At 70.3% G+C, this 24,523-nt stretch carries 25 protein-coding genes; 13 read left to right on the forward strand and 12 right to left on the reverse strand.

Features of this window, described 5'->3' with window-relative positions; translation table 11 throughout:
- Positions 1-66: 66 nt before the first annotated feature.
- Positions 67-1,326: a streptophobe family protein gene (locus AB0I98_RS26900; RefSeq protein WP_362946070.1), complete on the reverse strand. Its 1,260-nt coding sequence runs from the start codon at positions 1,324-1,326 to the stop codon at positions 67-69.
- Between the two features lie 158 nt (positions 1,327-1,484).
- On the opposite strand from AB0I98_RS26900, the gene AB0I98_RS26905 reads away from it, so the two are divergent.
- Together AB0I98_RS26905 and AB0I98_RS26910 are read left to right on the forward strand one after the other, a co-directional pair.
- On the forward strand, positions 1,485-2,648 hold the full coding sequence (locus AB0I98_RS26905) for a DUF6777 domain-containing protein (protein WP_362946073.1): 1,164 nt from the start codon (positions 1,485-1,487) through the stop codon (positions 2,646-2,648).
- Between the two features lie 95 nt (positions 2,649-2,743).
- Positions 2,744-3,199, forward strand: a complete 456-nt coding sequence (locus AB0I98_RS26910; RefSeq protein ID WP_362946076.1) for an ATP-binding protein — start codon at positions 2,744-2,746, stop codon at positions 3,197-3,199.
- 10 nt (positions 3,200-3,209) lie between these two features.
- Here AB0I98_RS26910 and AB0I98_RS26915 read toward each other — a convergent pair whose 3' ends face one another.
- Entirely contained in the window at positions 3,210-4,094 is an 885-nt protein-coding gene (locus AB0I98_RS26915; protein ID WP_362946238.1) for an RNA polymerase sigma factor SigF, read from the reverse strand.
- Between the two features lie 220 nt (positions 4,095-4,314).
- Here AB0I98_RS26915 and AB0I98_RS26920 point away from each other — a divergent pair, with 220 nt between their 5' ends.
- A complete protein-coding gene (locus tag AB0I98_RS26920; protein WP_362946079.1) occupies positions 4,315-4,815 on the forward strand; it encodes a helix-turn-helix transcriptional regulator in 501 nt (166 codons plus the stop codon).
- A gap of 13 nt (positions 4,816-4,828) precedes the next feature.
- Here the strand turns inward: AB0I98_RS26920 and AB0I98_RS26925 are convergent, their stop codons facing one another.
- The 3 genes from AB0I98_RS26925 to AB0I98_RS26935 all read right to left on the reverse strand — a co-directional run bounded on the left by AB0I98_RS26925 (position 4,829) and on the right by AB0I98_RS26935 (position 7,455).
- A complete protein-coding gene (locus AB0I98_RS26925) occupies positions 4,829-5,431 on the reverse strand; it encodes an ATP-dependent Clp protease proteolytic subunit (RefSeq protein WP_362946082.1) in 603 nt (200 codons plus the stop codon).
- Between the two features lies 1 nt (position 5,432).
- Positions 5,433-6,086 carry an ATP-dependent Clp protease proteolytic subunit gene (locus AB0I98_RS26930; protein WP_362946084.1) on the reverse strand — a complete coding sequence of 218 codons (654 nt, stop codon included), beginning with the start codon at positions 6,084-6,086 and terminating at the stop codon, positions 5,433-5,435.
- Positions 6,087-6,246: 160 nt separating this feature from the next.
- A complete protein-coding gene (locus AB0I98_RS26935; protein ID WP_362946087.1) occupies positions 6,247-7,455 on the reverse strand; it encodes an epoxide hydrolase family protein in 1,209 nt (402 codons plus the stop codon).
- Between the two features lie 123 nt (positions 7,456-7,578).
- On the opposite strand from AB0I98_RS26935, the gene AB0I98_RS26940 reads away from it, so the two are divergent.
- A complete protein-coding gene (locus tag AB0I98_RS26940) occupies positions 7,579-8,061 on the forward strand; it encodes a VOC family protein (protein ID WP_362946089.1) in 483 nt (160 codons plus the stop codon).
- Positions 8,062-8,111: 50 nt separating this feature from the next.
- Here AB0I98_RS26940 and AB0I98_RS26945 read toward each other — a convergent pair whose 3' ends face one another.
- The 4 genes from AB0I98_RS26945 to AB0I98_RS26960 all read right to left on the reverse strand — a co-directional run bounded on the left by AB0I98_RS26945 (position 8,112) and on the right by AB0I98_RS26960 (position 12,366).
- On the reverse strand, positions 8,112-9,002 hold the full coding sequence (locus AB0I98_RS26945) for an aminoglycoside phosphotransferase family protein (RefSeq protein WP_362946091.1): 891 nt from the start codon (positions 9,000-9,002) through the stop codon (positions 8,112-8,114).
- 72 nt (positions 9,003-9,074) lie between these two features.
- Positions 9,075-9,977 (reverse strand): SGNH/GDSL hydrolase family protein, encoded by a 903-nt coding sequence (locus tag AB0I98_RS26950; RefSeq protein ID WP_362946094.1) that lies wholly within the window; start codon positions 9,975-9,977, stop codon positions 9,075-9,077.
- Positions 9,978-10,054: 77 nt separating this feature from the next.
- On the reverse strand, positions 10,055-11,683 hold the full coding sequence (locus AB0I98_RS26955; protein WP_362946096.1) for an ATP-binding protein: 1,629 nt from the start codon (positions 11,681-11,683) through the stop codon (positions 10,055-10,057).
- Positions 11,684-11,691: 8 nt separating this feature from the next.
- Positions 11,692-12,366, reverse strand: a complete 675-nt coding sequence (locus tag AB0I98_RS26960) for a response regulator transcription factor (RefSeq protein ID WP_362946098.1) — start codon at positions 12,364-12,366, stop codon at positions 11,692-11,694.
- 155 nt (positions 12,367-12,521) lie between these two features.
- On the opposite strand from AB0I98_RS26960, the gene AB0I98_RS26965 reads away from it, so the two are divergent.
- Positions 12,522-12,659 carry a hypothetical protein gene (locus AB0I98_RS26965; RefSeq protein ID WP_362946100.1) on the forward strand — a complete coding sequence of 46 codons (138 nt, stop codon included), beginning with the start codon at positions 12,522-12,524 and terminating at the stop codon, positions 12,657-12,659.
- Positions 12,660-12,676: 17 nt separating this feature from the next.
- Here AB0I98_RS26965 and AB0I98_RS26970 read toward each other — a convergent pair whose 3' ends face one another.
- Positions 12,677-13,687: a zinc-binding alcohol dehydrogenase family protein gene (locus AB0I98_RS26970; RefSeq protein WP_362946241.1), complete on the reverse strand. Its 1,011-nt coding sequence runs from the start codon at positions 13,685-13,687 to the stop codon at positions 12,677-12,679.
- Positions 13,688-13,862: 175 nt separating this feature from the next.
- Here AB0I98_RS26970 and AB0I98_RS26975 point away from each other — a divergent pair, with 175 nt between their 5' ends.
- Positions 13,863-14,660 (forward strand): VOC family protein, encoded by a 798-nt coding sequence (locus AB0I98_RS26975; protein ID WP_362946102.1) that lies wholly within the window; start codon positions 13,863-13,865, stop codon positions 14,658-14,660.
- A gap of 46 nt (positions 14,661-14,706) precedes the next feature.
- Positions 14,707-15,396 (forward strand): ribonuclease H, encoded by a 690-nt coding sequence (locus AB0I98_RS26980; protein ID WP_362946105.1) that lies wholly within the window; start codon positions 14,707-14,709, stop codon positions 15,394-15,396.
- A gap of 74 nt (positions 15,397-15,470) precedes the next feature.
- On the opposite strand, the gene AB0I98_RS26985 is transcribed toward AB0I98_RS26980, so the two are convergent.
- Complete coding sequence (locus AB0I98_RS26985) at positions 15,471-16,487, reverse strand: LacI family DNA-binding transcriptional regulator (protein ID WP_362946107.1); 1,017 nt, start codon at positions 16,485-16,487, stop codon at positions 15,471-15,473.
- 283 nt (positions 16,488-16,770) lie between these two features.
- On the opposite strand from AB0I98_RS26985, the gene AB0I98_RS26990 reads away from it, so the two are divergent.
- The 6 genes from AB0I98_RS26990 to AB0I98_RS27015 all read left to right on the forward strand — a co-directional run bounded on the left by AB0I98_RS26990 (position 16,771) and on the right by AB0I98_RS27015 (position 23,409).
- Positions 16,771-18,084, forward strand: coding sequence for an extracellular solute-binding protein (locus AB0I98_RS26990; RefSeq protein WP_362946109.1), 1,314 nt, complete (start codon positions 16,771-16,773; stop codon positions 18,082-18,084).
- A 212-nt stretch (positions 18,085-18,296) separates the two neighbouring features.
- On the forward strand, positions 18,297-19,226 hold the full coding sequence (locus tag AB0I98_RS26995; protein WP_362946243.1) for a sugar ABC transporter permease: 930 nt from the start codon (positions 18,297-18,299) through the stop codon (positions 19,224-19,226).
- Between the two features lie 13 nt (positions 19,227-19,239).
- Entirely contained in the window at positions 19,240-20,181 is a 942-nt protein-coding gene (locus AB0I98_RS27000; RefSeq protein ID WP_362946112.1) for a carbohydrate ABC transporter permease, read from the forward strand.
- A gap of 91 nt (positions 20,182-20,272) precedes the next feature.
- Positions 20,273-21,718, forward strand: a complete 1,446-nt coding sequence (locus tag AB0I98_RS27005) for a GH1 family beta-glucosidase (RefSeq protein ID WP_362946114.1) — start codon at positions 20,273-20,275, stop codon at positions 21,716-21,718.
- A gap of 112 nt (positions 21,719-21,830) precedes the next feature.
- A complete protein-coding gene (locus AB0I98_RS27010; protein WP_362946116.1) occupies positions 21,831-22,814 on the forward strand; it encodes an aldo/keto reductase in 984 nt (327 codons plus the stop codon).
- A 91-nt stretch (positions 22,815-22,905) separates the two neighbouring features.
- Positions 22,906-23,409 carry a DUF6328 family protein gene (locus AB0I98_RS27015; RefSeq protein ID WP_362946119.1) on the forward strand — a complete coding sequence of 168 codons (504 nt, stop codon included), beginning with the start codon at positions 22,906-22,908 and terminating at the stop codon, positions 23,407-23,409.
- 24 nt (positions 23,410-23,433) lie between these two features.
- Here the strand turns inward: AB0I98_RS27015 and AB0I98_RS27020 are convergent, their stop codons facing one another.
- Entirely contained in the window at positions 23,434-24,459 is a 1,026-nt protein-coding gene (locus AB0I98_RS27020) for a hypothetical protein (RefSeq protein WP_362946121.1), read from the reverse strand.
- Positions 24,460-24,523: the final 64 nt, after the last annotated feature.

The raw sequence follows: 24,523 nt of genomic DNA on the forward strand, positions 1-24,523 counted from the left end.
GGCGCCCCATAGGGGCGCGGGGAACTGCGCGACCAGCCACGACGGCGCAGCAGGCGAAGAACCACGTCATGCCTGCCCCCGCCGCCGCACCCGCCGTGCCGGCAGCGCGCCGATGAAACCCGCCACCAGCCCCCACAGCACCGCCAAGCCCAGCGCCGACCACAACTCCGGTCGCAGAAGCAGCTCCCCGCCGAGATCGCCGCCCAGGTCGCCGATGCCGAGTACGGACAGGCCGTAGTGCGCGGAGATGCGGCCGACGAGGCAGACCATGAGAACCGTGAGGGCGAGCGCGACCGCCAGATGCACCGCGTGCTGCCACGCCCGCATCCGGCGGGGTGAGCGGGCCGCCATCAGGAAAGCGACGGTCAGCAGCAGTACGGCGTCGACGACCACGAGCCACCACACCCGCCCGTCCTGCTCGGCGAGGGTGCTCAGGTTGAGGGTGGAGACGTCCGGACCGCGCAGCACCTCGTCGAGGACATGCGGCATCGGCAGCCCGAACGGCCCCTCGACCTGGCCCTCCCAGCTCGCGCCGAGGCCGATGGTGAAGGCGAGCCAGACCAGGTTCGGCAGACCGAGCAAGATCACGGCGAAGGTCTCCGCGGCATGGCCGCGCGTCGCGGCGGTGACGAGGGCGATGACGAGGCCGAGAGCGACGTAGGAGAGGAGCAGGACGACCATGGCGTACGCGGCCGGGCGCACCGACTCCTGAAAGCGCAGCAGCCGGGGCGGCAGCGGTGCTCCGCGTGCGACCAGCAACGCCAGTACCAGCACACCGGCCAGCCACAGCAGGCCGAACACGAGCGTCAGCGGCACATCGGTCTCGAAGCCGACCTTGGGTGTGATGCCGAACAGGTCGCCGATTTCCCCGAGGGTGTCGTCGCCGAGGGCGATCGTGAAGGTCTGGCGAGCGGCGAGGGCGAGGCCGAGCAGCCCCAGCACCCACAGCGCGGCGATCCGGCCCGCCCAGCCCGCCAGCTCCCGGGCACCTGCCACCGCCCGGTGCCGCAGCGGCCGTAGAAAACCGGCGGCGAGGACGAGGGCCCCGGCGAGCGTGACGGACAGCGGGATCACGGTGAGCCCTGCCGAACTGTCGGCCAGGCCACCCGCGTCGCCCGACAGCTCGATGGTCCCTCCGACGGACGTGACGACCGTCGCCGCCACCACCCGGGGGAACGCGCCGTCCGGCAGATCGGCCGCGCCGGCCGCCCAGAGTCCCAGAGCGGCGGTCACTCCCATCGCGATCAGCCCGGCCAGCACGACGGCGACGGCCTGGACCCAGCCGTGACGGGCGAGGGCCTGGCCGGAGGGGGTACGAGCGCTCACGCTGCCACGCTAAGCAGGAGCCGGTGGGCTCGCCCGCCGGGAGGTCCGTCCGCGTCGGCTTGCGGGGGCCACCGCACCGGGGCGCACAATGAGGATGTTGCGGATAAAGAGCAGAACTGCCAGCAGATACTGACAATTCACTTCGGGAAGAAGAGCTCGTGAGCGTCGAACCGCCGTCCTCAGGCCGCCCCACTGGACCACCCTCCGGTCCGCTGTCGGGGCCCTCCCAGCCGCCGCCCCCGGGACCGCCGTCCCAGCCGGGCGGTGGTGGCGAGACGCCCGAACCCGGTCGGCCGTGGTGGAGGTCGGTGCCCCGGATCGCGGTGCTGGCCACCGTCGTGGTGGCCGCCGTCGTCCTGGCCGTCGTCCTCAGCCGCTCCGACGGCGGCTCGGGCAAGGGCAGCGAGGTCTTCCTCCAGGCTGCGGGCAAGACGGGCCCCGACCCCTTCACGGAGTCGACGGCGACCGACAGCTCGGCCCCGCCGGTCTCCCCCTCGCCCACCCGGCCGGCGCCCTCGAACGCGGTGCGCGGCGTCGACGGCGGGGCGCCCGGCCTGTACGGCGGCACGCGCAACGTCGCCAGCTGTGACGTGGAGAAGCAGATCAAGGCGCTGCGGGCCGACCCGGACAAGAACCGGGCGTTCGCCTCCGTCGCCGGTGTCGACCCGTCCGCCGTGCCCGCCCATCTCCGCTCGCTCACCCCCGTACAGCTGCGCATGGACACCCGCGTCACCAACCACGGCTACCGCGACGGCGCCGCCACCAGCTACCAGGCCGTCCTGCAGTCCGGCACCGCCGTCCTCGTCGACGACCGCGGCGTGCCCCGCGTGCGCTGCGCCTGCGGCAACCCGCTGACCCCACCCGTCGCCCAGCGGACGACGCCGCAGCACACGGGCGACTCCTGGCCGTCGTACCGGCCCTCGAACGTAGTCGTGGTCACGCCCTCGACGACGGTCATCAACATCTTCGTCGTGTACGACCCCGAGCGCGGCGACTGGTTCGCCCGGCACCGCGGTGACACCGGCGAGAAGGACCGGAAGACCGACCCGCCGGCCCGGCCCTCGCCCTCGGTGAGCGTGTCGACGCCGGCCTCGCCGTCGCCCTGCGACTCGAAGGCCGCCGACGGGGCGACCACGTGCCCGCCGACGTCGACCGCCCCCTCCCCGGTGACCCCCAGCCCCGAGTCCCCGCCCTCCGAACCGACGACCTCGGAGCCTGAGAAGCCTGAGACAAGCGTCGAACCGCCGTCCCCCGAGACCTCGCCGGCCCAGCCGCCGCCGGTCTCGGGCCCGACGAGCACACCGGAAGCGCCCGCCGGCTGACCGGCTGTGCGGTTGCGGGGACTGCCGCGCGCCACTCGGGGTACGAGCACTGATGCAGCAGCGTCCGGCGAGCCCGGCTTCCGAGAGAGAAACGCATGATCGACAACCTGGACGGGGCAGTGGTAGCGACTGGTTTCGACGTGCCCGTGGAACCACTACGGCGGGCGGCGCACTACACCGGCGAGCCGGGATGCATCGCCGAGGCGCGGTCCTTCGCCGCGTTCTTCCTCGATCAGCTCAGAACCGAGTGGTGCGCCGAGATCGACGAGCGGGCCGAGGGAGCGCTGCTCCTGGTGGTGAGCGAGCTGGTCACCAACGCGGACCGGCACAGCGACGGGCCGTACATCCTGGACCTGGAGGGCACGGACACCGCGGTGACGGTGTGCGTCTACGACAGCAGCGCCGCGCTGCCCCGGCGCTTCCCCCGGGATCCCGAGCGCGTGGGCCGGCACGGGCTGGAGATAGTGCACGCGCTCGCGACGGAGGTCGCCGTCGAGCGCGTGCCGGTCGGTAAGCGCGTGCGCGTCGTGGTGGGCCTGACTTCCGAGTGACGGCCCTTGGTCAGGCGCAGCCCAGCTCGCCCAGCATGCCGTGCCGCAGCCGCGTGATGATCCGCTTGATCAGCCGGGACACATGCATCTGGGAGCAGCCCAGCCGGGCGCCGATCTCCGCCTGCGTGGCCTCCTCCACGAACCGCATATGGATGATCTGCCGGTCCCGCTCGCTGAGTTCCGCCATCAGCGGGGCGAGCGACTGGCAGTCCTCGACGAGCCGCAGCCCATCCTCCTCGACGCCGATGAAGTCGGCGAGCACCGCCTCCCCGTCCTCCGGGCCGTCGCCGGTGAGCGCGGCGTCCAGCGACGCGGAGTTGTAGCCGTTGGAAGCGACCTGGGCCTCGATGACCTGGTCCTCGTCGATGTTCATCAGCGTGGCGAGTTCGGCGACGGTGGGCTCCCGGTCGAGCCGGCCGGCGAGTTCGTCGCGTGCCTTGGCCAGGTCGACCCGCAGCTCCTGCAGCCTGCGCGGCACGTGCACGGCCCAGGTGGTATCCCGGAAGAACCGCTTGATCTCACCGACGATGTACGGCAGCGCGAACGACGTGAACTCCACCTCGCGGCTGAGTTCGAACCGGTCGATGGCCTTGATCAGGCCGATCATCCCTGTCTGGACGATGTCCTCCATGTCGTCCCCGCGGCCCCGGAACCGGCCGGCCGCGAACCGCACGAGGGACATGTTCATCTCGATGAGCGTGTTGCGTGCGTACTGGTGGGCGTGTGTGCCCTCGTCGAGTTCCGACAGGCGCTGGAAGAACTGGCGGGACAACTCCCGCGCGTCCCGCGGAGCCACGGTCCGCGGGTTCTCGATGTCCGGCAGTGGTCCGATCCCCGTGCTGGTCCCGGCGGTCCGCTCGACCTCTGCCTCCGACCGCATCACGGCGGTGTCCATGTCGTCCTCTCCCACGCGGGTCATGTGCGACTCCGGCTCGGTCCTCCATAAGCGGGTACCCCGGTCCGCACGCCGCATGCCCATCGGGCCGTCGGGCGGCGGAAATTGAGTGGTGTGGGGCAGATGGGTTCAGCTGCCGTCCACCCTCCGCCTCGGCGATTCCACCCAGGGCAGAATGCTGCTCCCTTCCCCTGGAGTCGAGGGAATTTAGTCTGGGAAGGTGAGCAACCAAGCGCCGAACCAAGCCCGCGTGATCCCTCTGCGCCCGCCGGCCCAGCGCCCAGCGGCCCAACGCCCGCAGCACGAACGCCCGTCGGGCCAACGCCCCCAGGTTGAGCGCCCCTTGGCGCAGCGCCCGTCAGCCGAGCGTCCGCAGTCCCAGCGCCCGTCGGTGTCGCGCCCGGAGACCGGCGCCCGCCCCCTCGCGCCCGCTGCCTCCAAGGAACCTCTCTGGCGTGACCTGATCGGCGATGTGCTGCGGCGCGAGCGGCTCGCGCAGGAGCGGACGCTCAAGGATGTGTCCGACGCCGCTCGTATCTCCATGCCGTATCTGTCGGAGGTGGAGCGGGGCCGCAAGGAGGCCTCCTCGGAGGTCCTCGCGGCCGCCGCTCACGCCCTCGGCCTGGGCCTCGGTGATCTGCTCTCGCTTGCGCAGAGTGAGCTCACTCGGAGCCGGGCCACGGGCATGTCGTCGTACAACGGCCTCTGCCTGGCCGCCTGACGGGACCGCCGCCTCAGACTCCCACCAGGCGCCGGCTCACCACCTCGTCGGCCAACCCGTACGCCACCGCCTCCTCGGCCGTGAACACCTTGTCGCGGTCCATGTCCGCGCGCAGCGTCGCGATGTCGTGGTGCGTGTGCCGGGCCAGCACCTCCTCCACCTGGGAACGGATCCGGACCATCTCCTTGGCCTGGAGCGCGAGATCGGAGATCGCGCCCCGGCTGCCGCCGCTGGCCGGCTGACCGAGCAGCACGCGCGCGTGCTCCAGCACGAACCGCCGGCCGGGATCCCCTCCGGCCAGCAGTACGGCCGCCGTGGAGGCCGCCTGGCCCACGCAGAACGTCGAGACCGGCGCCTGCACGTAGGTCATCGTGTCGTAGATCGCCATCAGCGAAGTGAACGAGCCGCCGGGCGAGTTGATGTAGATCGCGATCTCGCTCTCCGGCGCCGAGGACTCCAGATGGAGCAGCTGCGCGATGACGACGTTGGCCACGCCGTCGTCGATCTCGGTGCCGAGGAAGATGATCCGCTCCGACAGCAGACGGCTGAAGACGTCGGAGGAGCGCTCGCCGTGCGCGGTCCGCTCGACGACGTACGGAATCGTGTAGTTCCCCATGTCACAGCCCCATCCGTCGCTTCGAGGCGGCCGGGCGGACGTCGGCGAGCGACTCCAGGACCCGGTCCACCATGCCGTACTCCATCGCTTCTTCGGCCGTGAACCAGCGGTCGCGGTCGCCGTCCCGGGCGATCGTCTCCGGCGTCTGGCCCGTGTTCTCGGCGAGAAGGCGCTCCATGGTCCGCTTGCTGTGGTCCAGGTTCTCCGCCTGGATCTCGATGTCGGCGGTGGTGCCGCCGATGCCCGCCGACCCCTGGTGCATCATGATCCGCGCGTTCGGCAGGGCGTACCGCTTGCCGGGCGTGCCTGCGCAGAGCAGGAACTGGCCCATACTCGCCGCGAAACCCATTGCCAGCGTCGACACATCGTTCGGGATCAGCCGCATCGTGTCGTAGATGGCGAGGCCCGCGTAGACCGAGCCGCCCGGACTGTTGATGTACAGGCTGATGTCCATGCGCGGGTCCTCGGCGGACAGGATCAGCAGTTGCGAGCAGATCCGGTTGGCGGAGACCTCGTCGACCTGGGTGCCCAGCAACACGATCCGCTGGCCCAGCAGTTGGGCGGCGAGGTGGTCGTCGAGCCGGGTCGGAGGGGTGTCGCCCTCCTCCGCCCGCGGGATGAGGTCCGGCCCCCGGCCGGCGATGAGTGGAGACATCGGCGCGCTCCTAGTCGAGATGTCGGGATGTCGAGATGTAGATGTCGACGGGTCGAGTCGCAGTGGCCTGCGCTCTCCACTCTCGGCCGGGAACGCCCCTCACCGGGGATTTCTCTGCCCGCGGCAGATTCGCCGTGGGCAGAGCCCCGTACGCGTACGGTCAGGCGTCACCCTTCTCGCGCAACTGCCGGAAGAACGCCCGTACGTCCTCGACCAGCAGATCCGGCTCCTCCATCGCGGCGAAGTGCCCACCGCGGTCCAGCTCCGTCCACCGCACGATGTTCTCCGTGCGGTCCGCCTTGTGCCGCAGCGGGATCTGCGGTTCGGCGGGGAAGAGGGCGAGCGCGGTCGGCGCGGTCGACGGCTGCCTGGGCGCGCCGGCCCGGTCGGCCGGGGCGTGCGCGCGCTCGTAGTAGATCCGGGCGGACGAACCGGCGGTCCCGGTCAGCCAGTACAGCATCACGTTTGTCAGCAGCCGGTCCCGGTCGACGGCCTCCTCGGGCAGCTCCGCCGAGTCCGTCCACTCCTGGAACTTCTCGACGATCCAGGCGAGTTGACCGACGGGGGAGTCCGTGAGCCCGTACGCCACGGTCTGCGGCTTGGTGGACTGAAGGATGGCGTACCCCGTGCCCTCGCGCGACCAGGCGCTCCAGCCGCGCCAGGAGGCGAGCGCGCGCTCCCGCTCCTCGGGACTGAGCGCGTCCAGTTCCTCGGCCGTCGGTTCATGGGTCGCCTGGGCGCCCGGCAGCAGATTGAGGTGCACGCCGATCAACCGGTCCGGGTACGCGCGGCCCAGCTCGCGGGAGATGGCCGACCCCCAGTCACCGCCCTGCGCGCCGAACCGCTCGTAGCCGAGCCGTGTCATCAGCTCGGCCCACGCGTCGGCGACCCGCCCAGCCTCCCAGCCGGTGTCCGGAGTGGGCCCCGACAGCCCGAACCCCGGAATGCTCGGTACGACGACATGGAACGCGTCGGCCGGATCGCCCCCGTGTGCGGCCGGATCGGTCAACGGCCCTACGACGTCCAGGAATTCGACGATCGAGCCGGGCCAGCCGTGCGTGATGATCAGGGGCGTGGCGTTCGGTTCCGGGGAGCGGACATGCGCGAAGTGCACGTTCGCGCCGTCGATGGTGGCCGTGAACTGGGGCCACTCGTTGAGCTGAGCCTCGGCCGCACGCCAGTCGTACTCGTGCCGCCAGTACCGGGCGAGCTCCTGGAGGTAGTCGCGCGGGACGCCGTACGACCAGCCCACCCCCGGCAGCATGTCCGGCCAGCGGGTGCGGTCGAGCCGGTCGTGGAGATCATCGAGGTCGCTCTGCGGGATGTCGATACGGAAAGGACGGATGCCGTCGGCGGGCGTCGATGTCATGCTCGCGATGCTATGCCGGGACCGTGTAGCGGCCGCGTGGATTAATCCGCTGCCCGACCGATGAGTTCCGGGGGCAGGATCGGTCGATACAGGTGACCGCGTTCCATGCCCCAGGAGGTACTCATGGCCACCGACGGATTCACCACGTGTCTCTGGTTCGAGGACCAGGCCGAGGAAGCCGCCCACTACTACGTCTCGATCTTCAAGAACTCCAGCGTCGGCAAGGTCGCCCGCTACACCGAGGGCGCCATGCAGCCCGCCGGATCCGTGATGACCGTCGAGTTCACGGCCAACGGCCAGCGCTTCCTGGCCCTCAACGGCGGCCCGCAGTTCAAGTTCACCGAGGCGATCTCCTTCATGATCGCCTGCGCGGACCAGGAAGAGGTCGACTTCTACTGGAACAAGTTCCTCGAGGGCGGCGGCGAGCCCGGTCCCTGCGGCTGGCTCAAGGACAAGTACGGCCTGTCCTGGCAGGTCATCCCCGACCGCCTCGTCGAGCTGACCACCGACCCGGACGTGGAGAAGGCCACCCGCGCGATCGGCGCCATGATGAAGATGGGCAAGATCGACATCGCCGCGCTGGAGAAGGCGGCGGCGGGGGAGTAGGGCACGCGGCGCGGTGACCGGTCGCCGAGCACCCGGCGGCCGGTCCGCCGCTACCCGACCTCGGCCAGGATCTCCTTGATCACATGCCGTGAGTTCGCCGCGAGCGGCGGATTCGTCTCCCAATAGAAGGGCAGCTGGATCAGCGAGATCGACAGCGCCCAGCCCCGGCCCCGCGCCCACTCGGCGTCGTCGACACCGAGAGCGTGACGGAGGACGGGGCGGGCCGACGCGGGCAGGAGGTTCCAGGCCACGATCAGATCCACGGCCGGGTCGCCGACGCCCAGGGTCCCGAAGTCGATCACGGCGCTCAGCCGTCCCTCGGCCACCAGTACGTTCCCGGGTGACAGGTCCCCGTGCGCCCAGACGGGCGGCCCGGCGTGCTCGGGGACCCGCAGGGCCGCGTCCCACAGCGCCGTCACCGCGTCCGTGTCCACGGCGCCCGCCAGCTGGGCGATCGCCTCACGCGTCGGCGTGTCCCGGTTCGCCAGGGGAGTCCCCCGGTAGCCGACCGGCGCGCCCGTGGGGTCCACGCGGCGCAGCGCGCCGATGAAAGCCGCCAGCTCCCCGGCCAGCGTCTCGGGATCGTCGAGCGCGTCGACGGCCGGGTTACGCCCGTCCAGCCACCGGAACACCGACCACGCCCACGGGAATCCGTCGCCCGCCACACCCCGCCCGACCGGCTCGGGCACCGCGGCGGGCAGCAGCGGCGCCAGCCGGGGCAGCCAGCGCTGCTCGTGCTCCACGTCCCCGACGGCACCGGGATGCCTGGGGAGCCGTACCACCAGGTCGTCGCCGAGCCGGAACATCGCGTTCTCGGTGCCGGAGGACCGCAGTCGCGCCACGGGCAGTCCCGCCCACTGGGGGAACTGCCGGGCGATGAGCCGGCTCACCAGGGTGGCGTCGATGTCCACTTCGTCCGGACGCATCTTCTGGGCACACATGGGCGCCATCTCACTCGTCAACGGCCCCTGCTGTCCAACGATTTCGGTGCGCGCCGCCGAGTCACAGCAGGCTCATCGAGACCGAGCCCGTTCGCCGATCACCCGAGTGATCTCCCGGGCGATGCGCAGGATGCCGGGGGAGCGGACCGGGCACGGCTTCGGGGTGGACGTCGTGGGTGCCAGACAGAAGTGCAGATAGTCGTCGCCGAAATGCAGCTCGGTCCGGTCGCCGCCCGGTTGGGTGCAGTAGTCGGGGTGCTCGCGCTCGTACGGCGTGCAGGGCAGGTACTTGGTCCAGGTGTAGCGGGCGCCGTCCGGGCTGACCGTCCTGCCCGCGTCGGCGACGACATCACCCGAAGCGGCGGCCCGCTCTTCGTAGATGGCGTTCACGCGCCGCACCCGGTCGGGGGTGATCGGGTCAGGGCCCTGCAACACCCAGACGATCCGCGGGCGGTGGGATCCTCCGGCCGCGGCGATCTGTTCGGTGAGGCGTTCGGCGTCGGCGGCGTACCGCGCGAAGTACGTGCCGGGGGCCTTCGCGTGCGTGATCCCGTCCATGCACCAGGTGTAGCCCCAGGCGTTGCCCCAGAACTGCAGCACGACGTAGTCCGGGTGCAGGGAGCGCACCAGGGCGGCCGCCTTGTGCGCGTCCGGGACGAGGGAGCGCTTGTCGGTGCCCTCCAGGTAGTCGCAGAGCGTGGTGCCCGAGTACGGGGCGCTGGTGTACTCGGCGTCCAGGTCCTTGCGCAGCTCCTGCCCCAGCACCTTCTGGTTCTCCATTGCGAGGGAGTCCCCGAGGTAGAGCACGGTGGGAGCCTTCACCGGCGGCGTCGGCGTGGCCGGCGCCTGCTGTCGTGTCGTGCCCCCCGGCGCGGAGGGTGTGGGCGGTGCCTTCTCCGGCTCGGACGCCGGATCCCCGCACGCGCCGAGCAGCACCCCGGCCAGCAGCACCCCCACGATCCACGGTCTCCGCATACAGCAACTCCCGCCCCGGACACGGAAAAAGCGGCTCCCCAGGCAAGCACAGCCCGGCCCGAGGGGGAAGACACATGTCAGGGATGCTCGACCAGGTCCAGCAGATCGGTGAGCGGCAGCGGCTTCGCCAAGTGGGTGTCGAATCCGGCCGCCCGGGACAGCACGCGGTCGGTGCCCTGGCCGAAGCCCGACACCGCGATCAGCCGGATCCGCTTGCCGTGCGGCCGGGCCCGCACGCCCCGCGCGACCGCGTAGCCGTCGATGTCGGGCAGGCCCAGGTCGCACAGAACGACGTCGAACAGGTCGGCCTGTGTGGCGGTGAGCGCGTCGGCGCCCGTGTGCACGGCGGTGACATGGTGGCCCTGTCGTTCCAGCAGGGTGCGATAGGTCGCCGCCAGGTCGGTGTTGTCCTCCACGATCAGGACGGCGAGATGACGCCGGGGCGGCCGGACGGCGGACAAAGGGCGTGGTGGCTGGGGCGCCGTGGTGTCCGCCACCGGCATCAGTGCCGTGAACGTCGCGCCCTTGCCGGGGCCGTCGCTGTGCGCTGAGATGGTGCCGCCGTGCAGTTCCATGACCGTCCGCGCGACCGCGAGCCCGAGCCCCAGGCCGTCCGGGCTGCGGGGGCCGACCGGGGCCGCCCGCATGAACACCCCGAAGAGGTCATCCGCCTGTCCGGGGTCGAAGCCGATGCCGTCGTCCTGCACGGTGAGCCGGACCTGGCCCTGCTCGACCGTGAGCCGCACCTCGGTGTGGCCGCCCGGCGCGGTGTACTTGAGGGCGTTCGACAGCAGGTTCGTCAGAACCTGGGCCAGCCGCAGCCGGTCGCCGTCCACCAGCACGGGCCCCGGTGGCAGGCCGACGTCCAGCGTGCGGTCCTCGTGCCCGAACAGGCCACGGATGTCGGCGCAGGCACTGTCGACAACGGACCGCAGATCGGTCCGCTCGCGCACCAGCTCCAGCCGGCCGGTCACCGCCCGGGTGCCGTCCAGCAGGTCGTTGCTCATGCGCACCAGCGTGCCCAGCTGCCGTTCCAGGACCGACAGCGCCGGATGCCCCTCCGGCATGTCCAGCGCCAGCAGCTCGGTGGCCGCGGTCGCGGCTGCCAGCGGGTTGCGCAGCTCGTGCGAGAGCGTGGCGATGAACCGGTCCTTGGCCCGCTGCTCCTCCCGCAACCGCCGCCCCACCGCGTCCAGTTCGGTATTGGCCCGGCTGAGCTGCTCGTTCGCCTCGCGGATCTCCCGGGCGCGCACGAACAGATCGATCTCCATGCCCTCGGCCGTCGCCGGCCGTGTCCGGCGCAGACGCACCAACTCCGTGACGTCCTCGACCCGGTGGATGATGTGCGTGACCTGACCGTCCGCACCGATGACCGGTGTGTTGACGGGGCTCCAGTAGCGCTCGGCGAAGACCCCCTCGTCGCCCGTGGGGATGTCGTACCGCTGCAACGCCATGACGTCCGTACGGCCGGTCGCCACCACCGTCTCCAGCGAGCGGCGCAGTTTGGCGACGCCGTCGGCCGACGGGTCGTCCGGGTTGTCGGGAAACACCTCGAAGATCGGCCGCCCGACGATCTCCCGCTTGGTGCGGGTGGCCGCCAGGTAGGCGCGGTTGACCTCGACGATCGTGAAGTCGGGGCTGAGGACCAGCAGCGGCGACAGCGTGGCGTCGAAGAGTCTCTGGAAGTCCGGGCCGGTCGGCGGCATGGCGGCTCTCAGGGGTCGAGGCGGTAGCCGTAGCCGCGGACGGTGGTGATCCGCGGAGCCGATGCGGGCAGGCACGCGAGCTTGCCGCGCAGCCGGTACACGTGCTCGATCACGGTCGCGGACTGCTGCCAGGCGGCACCCCAGACCTGTTCGAGGAGCTGCTCCGCCGAGAACACCCGCCCGGGAGCACCGGCCAGCACCTCCAGCAGCGCGTATTCCTTGGGGCGCAGCGTCAGCATCGTGCCGCCGGCGGAGGCTTGGCGGGCGCCCGTGTCGACGCGTAACGACCCGACCTGGAGGACTTCCGGTGTCTCGGGAGGCTGCGAGCGGCGCAGCACGGCCCGGATCCGGGCCACCAGCTCCCGCTGCGAGAACGGCTTGACCAGATAGTCGTCGGCGCCGATCTCCAGCCCCGCCACACGGTCGGCCTCCGCGCCCCGCCCGGTCACCACGATCACCGGAAGACGGCTGGTGGAGCGCACCGCGCGCAGCAGTTCGAGACCGCTGCCGTCCGGCAGCCCCAGATCCAGTACGGCCAGGTCGACCCGTGCCTCGTACAGCACGGTCTTACCCGCGCGGGCGTCCATGGCCCAGGTGACGGTGAAACCCTCGCGCTCGAGATAGGAACGGCACATCAGTGCGAAGTCGGGGTCGTCCTCAATCAGCGCGAGGTGCGGACGCATTCCACATCACCGGCCCCATCCGCCGCTCGGGCGTTGTGTCGCCGATGAGCGGGCGTTGATGCCCCGACCATGTGGCGAAGGTAGAACAGTAATCGCCCAGGGTTCAAGGGGGGAGCCACCAGGGGGAGGTCCGGCGCGGGCGGTGCGGTGCGGGGATGACGAAGTCGCCGCACCCGCCCGTGCCGGATGCGCTGCGCGTCGTAGGTGTGCCCGTCGCCGTGCTGCACGGCAGCATCCATCTCGTGACGGCCATGCGCCTACGCTCCTGGCCGGACATCATCGCCGCCCTGTGAGCAGGCGGCGTACGCCATCACCGCGCCACGTCGTTCACCAGCACCGCCGCCCCGTCGAAGCGGCCGTGCTTGAGGTCGGCCAGCGCCCGATCGGCGGCCGACAGGGGATAGGTGTGCGTCGTGGCGTGGACGTCGTGCCGGGCGGCCAGTGCCAGGAACTCCCGTGCGTCCTCACGGGTGTTGGAGGTGACGCTGCGCAGCTCCTTCTCGTAGAACAGCTCGCTTTCGTAGCGCAGGGACGGGATGTCGGTGAGGTGGATCCCGGCGATCGACAGGATGCCGCCGCGGTCGAGGGCGCGCAGCGCGACCGGGACCAGGTCGCCGACCGGTGCGAACAGGATCGCCGCGTCCAGGGGTTCCGGCGGCGGCTCGTACGCGCCGCGCGCCGACGCCACCCCCAGCTCCAGCGCCAGCCGCCGCGCCGCCGCACCCCGGGTCAGCACATGCTCGGTGGCGCCCTCGGCCAGTGCCACCTGCGCGCACAGATGGGCGCTGCCGCCGAAGCCGTACAGCCCGAGCCGCCCGCCCGGCGGGAGCGACGCCCGCCGCAGCGCGCGATAGCCGATGATCCCGGCGCACAGCAGGGGCGCAGCCGCCACGTCGTCGAGACCCTCGGGGAGTCGGTGGGCGAACGCGGCCGGAACGGTCGTGTACTCCGCGTAACCACCGTCGGCGTCCCAGCCGGTGAACTCGGAGCGCGGGCACAGGTTCTCCGCCCCGCGCAGACAGTACGCACAGGTGCCGTCGGTCCGCCGCAGCCAGGCCACACCGACCCGGTCGCCGACCGCGAACCCGCGCACGTCCGCCCCGAAGGCCGCGACGACGCCGACGACCTCGTGCCCCGGCGTCACCTCCGGCCGGTGCACCGGCAGGTCCCCCTCGGTCACATGCAGGTCGGTCCGGCACACCCCGCACGCGCGCACACGCACCAGCAGGTCGTCGTCCCCCGGCACCGGCACCGGTCTCCGCACGAACCGGAGGGGCCCCTCCTCGACGGGCGCCGGTCGCACCACGGCCCACGCCCGCATCGTCCCGTCCGCCATCCCGCACCCCGTCCACCCGACGTCCGCCCCCCGTCCCCCTCCAGTCTGGAACGGAGTCAGGCATTCGGCGCGCGGTCCGGCCGACGGGTGGCTAGCGTGAGAATCCGGACAGCCAACCCACCCGATTCGGACAAGCCAACACACCGAGAGGGCCGCAGTCATGGCGGTACAACCTGAGGGAACCCCCTGTTGGGCCGATGCGATGTTCAGCGACGTCGAGGGGGCGAAGAGCTTCTACGGCGACGTCCTCGGCTGGACGTTCGGCGAAGAGGCGACGGAGTTCGGCAACTACACCCAGGCCTACGTGGACGGCAAGGCGGTCGCCGCCGTCGTACCGCCGATGCCCGGCCAGGAAGACCAGTCCCAGTGGTGTCTCTATTTCGCGTCGCCGGACGTGGCCGCCACCGCGGCCAAGATCCGTGACAACGGTGGCCAGGTGGTGATGGAGCCGATGGCGGTGGGCGACTTCGGCAGCATGTGCCTGGCGAGCGACCCCGGCGGCGTCGTGTTCGGCGTGTGGCAGGCGGGCACCCACGAGGGGTTCGAGGCGCCGATGGACCAGCCGGGCGCGTTCTGCTGGGCGGAGATCTTCACCCGGGAACCCGAGAAGTCGGACACGTTCTTCCCCGCCGTCTTCCCGTACACGTCCCAGCAGATGGACGACGACGAGATGGACTTCCGGGTCTACAACGTCGGAGGCAACCCCGCCCTGGGCCGGATGAAGATGACCGAGGACTTCCCGCCCGAGGTTCCGCCGTACATCAACGTCTACTTCGGTGTCGCCGACTGCGACGACGCCGTCGCCAAGGCCACCAAGCTCGGCGCGATCCTGCGATTCGGGCCGATGGACAGCCCCTTCGGACGGTTCGCGGCGCTCACCGATCCGCAGGGTGCGAACTTCTCGGTGATCGACACCACGACCATCCAGGGTGAGATGCCCAAGCTCACCGACGTCTGACCCACACCACGTTCAGGGCCCGGTCCGTCCATGGCATGATCGGCACATGCGTGAACGACTGGTGGCCGCGTGCGACGGGGCTTCGAAGGGAAACCCCGGACCGGCGGGCTGGGCCTGGGTGGTCGCCGACGGGGCCGAGACCCCGAGCCGCTGGGAGGCGGGGCCGCTCGGCAAGGCGACCAACAACGTCGCCGAACTCACCGCGCTGGAACGCCTGTTGACGGCTGTCGACCCGGACGTGCCGCTGGAGATCCGGATGGACTCGCAGTACGCCATGAAGGCCGTCACCACCTGGCTGCCCGGCTGGAAGCGCAACGGCTGGAAGACCTCGGCCGGCAAGCCCGTCGCCAATCAGGACCTCGTCGTCCGCATCGACGAACTCCTCGACGGCCGCAAGGTCGACTTCCGCTACGTCCCCGCCCACCAGGTCGACGGCGACCCGCTCAACGACTTCGCCGACCGCGCCGCCAGCCAGGCCGCGATCGTCCAGGAACCCGCGGGCAGCGACCTCGGCTCCCCCGAGCCGCCGCCCTCGCCCGACACCCCGGCCTCCGGCGCCCCGCGCCGCAAGGCCGCCACCGCGTCCCGGCCGCGCAAGGGCGCCAGCTCCTCCCGCACGATCAAGGCGAAGTTCGCGGGCCGCTGCCTGTGCGGCCGCTCCTACGCCGCCGGGGAGCCCATCGCCAAGAACGCGCAGGGCTGGGGCCACCCGGAGTGCCGTACGGCGGACGCCTGATCAGACCGGTCGGCACACGTCCTGCCACGGCTTCATCGTCTCGTTGATGTCGACGACGTCCGGGGCGCCCGGACTCATGACGATTCGCGTACGACGAGCTCAGTGGGAAGCGTGACCCGCCGACGCGGCTCCTCGTGATCGCCGATCTCCTCCAGAAGGATGTGGGCGATCATGCTGCCGATCTCCTCGACGGGCTGACGCACGGTGCTGAGGGGCGGATTGGTATGCCGGGCGATGATGGAGTCGTCGAATCCGACCACGGCCACGTCGTCGGGGACGCTCCTGCTTTGCCTGCGCAGCTCCGCCAGGGCCCCCGCCGCCATGACGTCCGAGGCGACGAACACGGCGTCGAGCTCGGGGACGTGTTCAAGAAGTGAACGCATCGCCGCCTCGCCGCCCTCCTCGGTGAAGTCGGCCGAGGCCACGAGGCGGTCGGTGGACTCGTGGCCCGCTTTCTCGAGGGCCTCGCGCCAGCCCTGGAGCCTGCTGCGCGCCACGTCCATGTCGAGCGGTCCGCTGATGGTGGCGACGGTCCGCCGCCCTCGCGAGAGGAGGTGATTGACAGCCGCCGAGGCCCCGCCGGTGTTGTCGGAGTGCACATGGCTGAGCGACTCGTCGGGGGAGCGGCGCCCGGCGAGCACCGTGGGCAGCCCCATGTCCTCCAGCAGTCCGGGCAGCGGGTCGTGCTCGTGCACCGAGACCAGGAGCACCCCGTCCACGCGCCGTTCCGCAACCGACTGGGTGAGCTGGTCCCGCTCGGCCTGGTCGCGTACCAGCACCAGTTGGAGCTGCGTGCGGGTGTCCGCGAGGGCCGTGCTGACCCCGCGGATGACCGCCGAGAAGTAGGGCTCCGCGCCCAGTCTGCTCTCCGACTCGGGGATCACCAGGGCCACGGAGTTCGTCCTGCTCGTCACCAGCCCCCGGGCAACCGAGTTCGGGACGTAGTTCAGCTCGGCGATGGCGGCGAGCACGGCGGCCCTGGCCTTCTCGCTGACGAGCTCGGAGCCGTTGATGACTCGTGAAACCGTGGTGCGTCCGACACCGGCGCGCGCGGCCACGGTCTTGATGGTCGGGAGTTGTCTGTCCCCCATGACGCCTCCCTCGCTCGGCGCTGCCCCGACGGCTTTCACCTGCGCATTGTGCCAGACCCGAGGAGAGCGCCCGCAGGGTCCGGGAGCGGGCTCACGACATCTTTCCGCAACGAAGTGGATTCAACTTCTTGACAGACGCCTTCCGGGGCGGCGAGGCTGCGGACTCCTGGGTGGGCACGTTCCCATTGCCAGTTGGGAACGTACCCACCGGACAAATCGCGCCTACGGAACGGTCCGTGGGGCTCGAACTCCGGTGCGTCAGCGCCGCCGCTTGGAGGACGAAATGGACAAGTTCCGAAGGAAGTTGCGTACGAGGGTCGTGGCCGCCGTGTCGGCTGCGTCGGCTCTCGGTCTGGTCGTGGGCTGCGGGGGCAGCGGTGACGGGGGAACCGGTGGGGGGAAGCAGGACGGCAAGGTCACCATCACCATGGGCCTGTTCGGTGTCATGGGCTTCAAGGAGAGCGGCCTGCTCGACAAGTACATGAAGGAGCACCCGAACGTCGTCATCAAGGCGGACGTCGCGGGCGACGAGCAGACCTACTACACCGCGCTGCAGACCCACTTGGCCGCCGGCAGCGGGCTGAAGGACATCCAGGGCATAGAGATTGGTCGGGCCAAGGAGTTGTCCGACACGCAGAAGGACAAGTTCGTCGATCTGGCCGGCGTGCCCGGGACGGACCACTTCCTTCCGTGGAAGCAGAGCCAGGTCACCGCCTCGGACAAGAAGGTCATCGGCCTCGGCACCGACATCGGCCCGATGGCGGTCTGCTACCGCAAGGACCTCTTCGAGCAGGCCGGCCTGCCCACCGACCGCGACGAGGTCGCCAAGCTGTGGGAGGGCGACTGGTCGAAGTACGTCGCCGCGGGCAAGCGGTTCAAGCAGAACTCGAAGGACGACAAGGTCGCCTTCATGGACAGCTCCAGCGGGCTGTTCAACGCCATGGTCTACGGCGACTCCCAGCAGTTCTACGACAAGCAGGGCGAGCTGATCTACGCCACCAACCCTGTCGTGAAGGACGCGTGGAAGCTGGCCTCCGAGGCGGCCACGTCCGATCTGACCGCCAAGCTCCGCCAGTTCCAGGCCGGTTGGGACCCCGGTCTGGCCAACAGCACCTTCGCCAGCACCGTCTGCCCGGCGTGGATGCTCGCGCACATCAGCGAGAAGGCGGGCCCGGAGAACAAGGGCAAGTGGGACGTCGCCAAGGCGCCCAAGGGCGCCAACTGGGGTGGATCGTTCCTCGGCGTGATGGAGCAGAGCCCCGTCAAGAAGGAGGCGCAGGAGCTCGTAGCCTGGCTCACCGCCCCTGAGCAGCAGGCCTACATCTTCAAGAAGCTCGGCAACGTCCCCTCTTCGCAGACCGCGTTGAAGATGCCCGAAGTGGTCAACGCCAAGTCGGACTACTTCGGCGGCGCGCCCATCGGGCAGATCTTCGGCGCCGCGGCTCAGGAGATCCCCGATGAGCAGGTGCTCGGCCGCAAGGACGGCACCATCAAGGACATCTTCTCGCAGGGTCTGACCTTGATCGAGGCGCAGAACAAGAGCCCGAACGAGGCGTGGGAGACCACTGACGAGCGGATCGAGAAGGCCGTCGGCTGACAGACGCTTCGCTGGAAGCGCCGGTGCGTCGGCCGCGGTTCCGTTGTGGCTGGTCGCGCAGTTCCCCGCGCCCCTTTGGGGCACCTCCGCTGCCCGGCGCCCCACGCATGGCCCGTGTGGGCCGCCGGGCCCTGCCCGTCTCCTCATTCCTCCAGGAAGGACGCCTTCCGGTGGCCATCTCCACCTCGACACCTCCAGACGGTGCGCCCGGCATCGGCGTGGAGCGGCAGCGGCGCCGTACGCTGCTGCACCGCCTCGACGTCCGGGGCGCCCCGTACGCCTTTGTCGCTCCCTTCTTCGTCGTCTTCGCCGCCTTCAGCTTCTACCCGCTCATCTACACCTCGTGGATCTCGCTGCACCGCGTCGAACTGTCGACCCTGAACCTCATGGAGTGGGTCGGCTTCGACAACTACACGGCGCTATGGGACGACGAGCGCTTCTGGAACGCGCTGTTCAACACCCTCACCATCGGCGTCCTGTCGACCGTGCCGCAGCTGCTGATGGCGCTCGGGCTTGCGCATCTGCTCAACTACCGGCTGCGCGGCTCGACGTTCTTCCGTGTCGCCGCCCTGACGCCGTACGCCACGTCGGTCGGTGCCGCGGCCCTCGTGTTCACGATGCTCTTCGAACGCGACTTCGGCATGATCAACTGGATGTTGAGCCTGTTCGGTGTCGACAACATCGACTGGGAGAACAACAAGTGGGCCGCGCAGACGGCCATTTCCTCGATCGTCATCTGGCGCTGGACCGGCTACAACGCCCTGCTCTACCTCGCGGCGATGCAGGCGATCCCGCGCGACCGGTACGAGGCCGCGGCCATCGACGGCGCCTCACGGTGGCAGCAGTTCCTGAAGGTCACCGTCCCCGGTATCCGTTCCACGATCGTGTTCACCATCGTCCTGTCCACGATCGGCGCCACCCAGCTCTTCGGTGAGCCCCTGATCTTCGGCCAGGGCCCGAACGGCATCACCGGGGGAGCGGACAACCAGTACCAGACGCTTGGTCTGCTGCTGTACGAGGAGGGCTGGAAGAACTACCAGATGGGGCGGGCCGCCACGGTCGCCTGGGCGATGTTCCTGTTGCTGATTCTCGTGTTCGTCGTCCAACGAATCGTCAAGCGCGTCCTGGCGCGCAGGGCCTGACCGGGAGATCTCCATGACCACAGACAGCATCCCGGTCCAGACGGCGGACGCGCGCCCCGCGGTCGCGCAGAAGGCCCGGAAGGGCACACCGTCCGGCGGACGGCGCCGACAGTTGTTCCGGCACCCGGGTGCCGGACGTCAGCACCACGCGGGTCCCGTCGCCTACATACTCCTGGGAATCGCGGCGCTGTTCTCGCTCTTCCCGCTCTACTGGACGATGGTGGCGGCGTCGACCGACAACACGCGTGTCACCCAGACGCCTCCGCCGTTCCTGCCGGGACCCAACCTCCTGGAGAACCTCGGCAAGGCCTGGCAGGACGCCGCGCTGGGCAAGGCCATGCTCAACAGCCTGATCGTGGCCGGTGTCATCGCCCTGTCCACGGTGCTGTTCGCCACCCTCGCCGGCTTCGCGTTCGCCAAACTCCGCTTCAAGGGCCGCAACATCCTGCTGATGCTCGTGATCGGCACGATGATGGTGCCGCCCCAACTCGGCGTCGTACCACTGTTCATGATGATGACGGAACTGGGCTGGGGTCAGAAGCTGCCCGCGGTCATCTTCCCGACGCTGGTCAGCGCCGTCGGCGTGTTCTTCATGCGGCAGTACCTGTCCGAGGCGCTGCCCGACGAACTCGTCGAGGCCGGGCGGGTGGACGGTGCGCACTCCCTGCGCATCTTCTGGAGCATCGTGCTGCCGATCGCCCGGCCTCCCATGGCCGTACTGTTCATGATCACGTTCGTGCACGCCTGGAACGACTTCTTCTGGCCGTTCATCGTGCTCGACATGAGCAATCCGACGGTCCCCGTCGCGCTCACCCAGATCAGCGCGGGATACGTGCGCGACCAGTCGGTGATCATGGCGGGCGCGCTGCTCGGCACGCTGCCCCTGCTCGCCCTGTTCGTCGTCTTCGGCCGCCAGATCGTCGGCGGAATCATGCAGGGAGCGGTCAAGGGATGAATTCCGTGCCGTCCCACCGCTGCCGTGGCCCTTCGACGCCCGCCACCCCACTTCGCCGCTCCCGCCCCGCAGTACATCTGGAAGGACCCACGTGACCACCGCAACCCGACGCGTCGCGCCCGCCCTGGAGAACACCACCGCCATCAAGTTCCCGCAGGGATTCACCTGGGGTACGGCGACCGCCGCCTACCAGATCGAGGGTGCCGCCTCCGCGGACGGCCGCACCCCTTCTATCTGGGACACCTACTCGCACACGCCCGGCAGGGTGCGCAACGGTGACACCGGTGACGTCGCCACCGACCACTACCACCGCTGGCGCGAGGACGTCGCGATCATGGCCGACCTCGGAGTGAGCGCGTACCGGTTCTCCCTGTCGTGGCCGCGCGTGCAGCCGACCGGCCGCGGCCCGGCCGTCGAGAAGGGGCTCGACTTCTATCGCGCCCTGACCGACGCACTGCTGGAGAAGGGCATCGAACCGGTCGTCACGCTGTACCACTGGGACCTGCCGCAGGAGTTGGAGGACGCCGGCGGCTGGCCGGTGCGCGCCACCGCCGACCGGTTCGCCGACTACGCGACGCTGGCGGCCCGTGCGCTGGGGGACCGAGTGAAGACCTGGACCACCCTCAACGAGCCCTGGTGCAGCGCCTTCCTCGGCTATGGCTCCGGTGTCCACGCGCCCGGGCGCACCGACCCGGTCGGGGCCCTGCGCGCGGCGCACCACCTCAACCTCGCCCATGGCAAGGCCGTTCAGGCGCTGCGCGCCGAACTGCCCGCCCGCGCACAGGCGTCCATCACACTCAACATCCACCACGTCCGCGCCCTGACCGAGGCCGCCGAGGACCTCGACGCGGCCCGGCGGATCGACGCACTGGCCAACTGCGTCTTCACCGGTCCTCTGCTGGAAGGCCAGTACCCGCAGGATCTCCTCGAGGACACGGCGAGCCTGACCGACTGGTCCTTCGTACGGGACGGCGACACCGCGACGATCCACCAGCCGCTGGACTTCCTGGGCGTCAACTACTACACACCCACGCTCGTCTCCGCCGCCACCGGCGAGGCCAGCCACGGTTCCGACGGCCACGGGGCGAGCGAGCACAGCCCCTGGCCGGGCGCCGACAACGTCGCCTTCCACCGGCCGCCGGGCAGCACCACCGCGATGGGCTGGGCGGTCGACCCCAGCGGCCTGTACGACCTGCTGATGCGACTCAAGGCGGACTTCCCCGCGATGCCTCTGGTGATCACCGAGAACGGCGCCGCGTTCGACGACTACGTGAACCCGGAGGGCGAGGTGGCCGACCCCGAACGCATCGCCTACCTCCACGGCCATCTGTCGGCCGTGCACCGGGCGATCGTGGCCGGCGTCGACGTCCGGGGCTACTTCCTGTGGTCCCTGCTGGACAACTTCGAGTGGGGCTACGGCTACAGCAAGCGCTTCGGTGCCGTCTACGTCGACTACCCGACCGGCAAGCGCACCCCCAAGGCCAGCGCGCGGTGGTACGCCGACGTGGCCCGCACGGGCACCCTGCCGGAGGACTGACAGACGATCCCCGTTGCGGTGCGCGGGACGCACGCCGTCCCGCGCACCGTAACGGGCGCAGCACGAGCCGGCCCGGTCCGCGCGCGCGGATCACGGATGGCAGACTGACGCCATGGACGAGCGCGTATTCAGTAGGTCGGGTCAGCAGGCATCCGTCGTAGGTCTCGGCACATGGCAGCTGGGTGCCGACTGGGGAGACGTCGACGACAAGGAAGCCCTGGCGGTGCTGGAGGCGGCGGCCGAGACGGGGGTGACGTTCTTCGACACCGCCGACGTGTACGGCGACGGCCGCAGCGAGCAGACCATCGCCACGTTCCTGCGCGGACGCCCCGATCTGCGGGTCCTGGTCGCGACCAAGATGGGCCGCCGTGTCGACCAGATCCCGGAGAACTACGTCCTGGACAACTTCCGCGCCTGGAACGACCGCTCCCGCCGCAACCTCGGCGTCGACCGTCTCGACCTGGTGCAGCTGCACTGCCCGCCGACGCCCGTCTACTCCACCGACGAGGTCTTCGACGCCCTGGACACGCTGGTCGCCGAGGAGCGGATCGCCGCGTACGGAGTGAGCGTGGAGACCTGCGCCGAGGCGCTGACCGCCATCGCCCGCCCGAACGTGGCGAGCGTGCAGATCATCCTCAACCCGTTCCGCATGAAGCCGCTGGCCGAGGTGCTGCCGGCCGCGCGGGAGGCCGGCGTCGGCATCATCGCCCGGGTTCCGCTGGCCTCGGGGCTGCTCTCCGGCAAGTACACCAAGGACACCGTCTTCGCCGAGAACGACCACCGCACCTTCAACCGGCACGGGGAGTCCTTCGACCAGGGTGAGACGTTCTCCGGCGTCGACTTCGAGACGGGCGTGGAGGCCGCGGCCGAGTTCTCGGCGCTGGCCCCGCAGGGGTACACGCCGGCCCAGCTGGCGCTGCGCTGGATCATCCAGCAGCCCGGCGTGACCACCGTCATCCCTGGCGCCCGCTCGCTCGAGCAGGCCCGCGCCAACGCGGCCGCCGCCGAGCTGCCGGAGCTGTCCGGCGAGACGCTCACCGCGATCCGGGACCTCTACGACCGCCGGATCAAGGACCAGGTGGAGAGCCGCTGGTAGCGAGGGCGTGCCGCCCTGACCGATCGAACCGCGCGAATCTGGGCACTCGGGGTCCGAGACAGATGCGGGTTCGATCGATCAGGGAGGAACCTTGTCGGTCACGAGAAAGAGTGCGGACACCGAGGACTGGGGTCGCGGCGAGACCCCGGAGCAGCGGGCCGACCGGAAGTGGGGCGAGCTGATCCAGGAGGTCCGGGTCGCGCAGACCGGTGTGCAGATCCTGTTCGGCTTTCTGCTGACGGTCGTGTTCGCCCCGAGGTTCGTGGATCTGGACGCCACGGACGAGAACATCTACATCGTCACCGTCGTCCTGGGCGCCGCCTCGACCGGAGCACTGATCGGCCCGGTGTCCCTGCACCGGCTCGTGTCCGGCCGACGCATCAAGCCGCAGGCAGTGGAATGGGCCTCCCGGCTGACCCTCGTCGGCCTGTTGCTGCTGCTGGCCACGATGACCGCCGCGGTTCTGCTGATCCTCAGGGTCGCGACGGGCCACGACGACTATGTGCCGTGGCTCGTCGCCGGCATCGTGGCGTGGTACCTGCTGTGCTGGTTCGGCGTGCCGTGGTGGACACGGCACCGCCACACGTCACGGTGAGATCGCGCATGTCACCCTGTGTGATCAGGAAGCGTCCCCACGGGCCCCGCGCAGTGCAACGATGCATGTGCTGATCGCCTGCTGGAGCTCCTCCAGCTGCTGGACCATGTCGTCCTCGTAGAAGTCCTGGGCGTCGTCGAAGGTCAGCTCCTCGAACACCTTCGTCGCCCGCTGGAGACTGCTGTAGAACTTCGTCCGCCGCTCCTGCACGCGCAGTTCGGGGTCGGCCTCCACGGTCTCGGCGACCAGGGACTTCATGGTGTCGTAGGCCTCGCCGGCCCACTCGCCGGGGTCCTCCGCCTCGTCCAGCTCGTCGATGAGGGACAGATGCCGCTCGGCCTCCTGGCGTACGTCGAGCGGCGCGTCGACGGTCTGCCCGGCGGGGGTCTTGATCTGGCCCGACTCGGCGATCTGGCGGACGTATCCGATCCGGTCGGCGGCCCTGCTCTCGGTGGCGACGGCCTTCTTCAGGTCGTCGGTGCGCACGATGTCACGGGCCAACTCGGCCTGGAGTTCCGGGTCTTCGCGGACGCGGTCCAGGAGTGCCCGGCGGGCCGCCTGTGCGGTGGAGGGGTCCGCGAGGATCGCGGCGCGCAGTGCGGTGGGGTTCTCCGCTACTTCGAGGGCCTTGGTCGGCCGGATGCCCTCGGCCTCGGCTGCCTCGGTGATGGCGGTGCCGCGCTCCGAGGCGGCGCTGTTGCGTGAGACGTAGTAGCTGAGCCATACGTCCGCGTCGGGCAGTTCGATCTCCTGGCCGGGCGCCAGTTCCTCGAAGTGCGGGACGAGACCGTCGTCGGCGGCCCGGTCCCAGGCCTTGTAGTAGCGCATGACGCGGTCGGCGGAGCAGCCGGCGAGCTCGGCGAACTCCTTCGCGGAGACCTTCGGCGTCTCGTCCGCGCCCTGACCGCCGGGCCGTACGCTGCGCGCCACCAGCAGGCCGAAGGCCCAGCCTCCGGTCCGCGCATAGACCCCGAACTCGCGGGCGTCCCGCGTCACGAGATCTGACAGGGGCGCGGGGGACGTCTCGGACGGGACGGTCGCCAGGGTCACGGGTGACTCTCCTGAAAGGTGTGCCGGGGGCTGGACAGGTGCGACAGGAAGCCTATAGGGGCTC

The organism is Streptomyces sp. NPDC050211, from assembly GCF_040656035.1.
Taxonomy (GTDB): Bacteria; Actinomycetota; Actinomycetes; order Streptomycetales; family Streptomycetaceae; genus Streptomyces.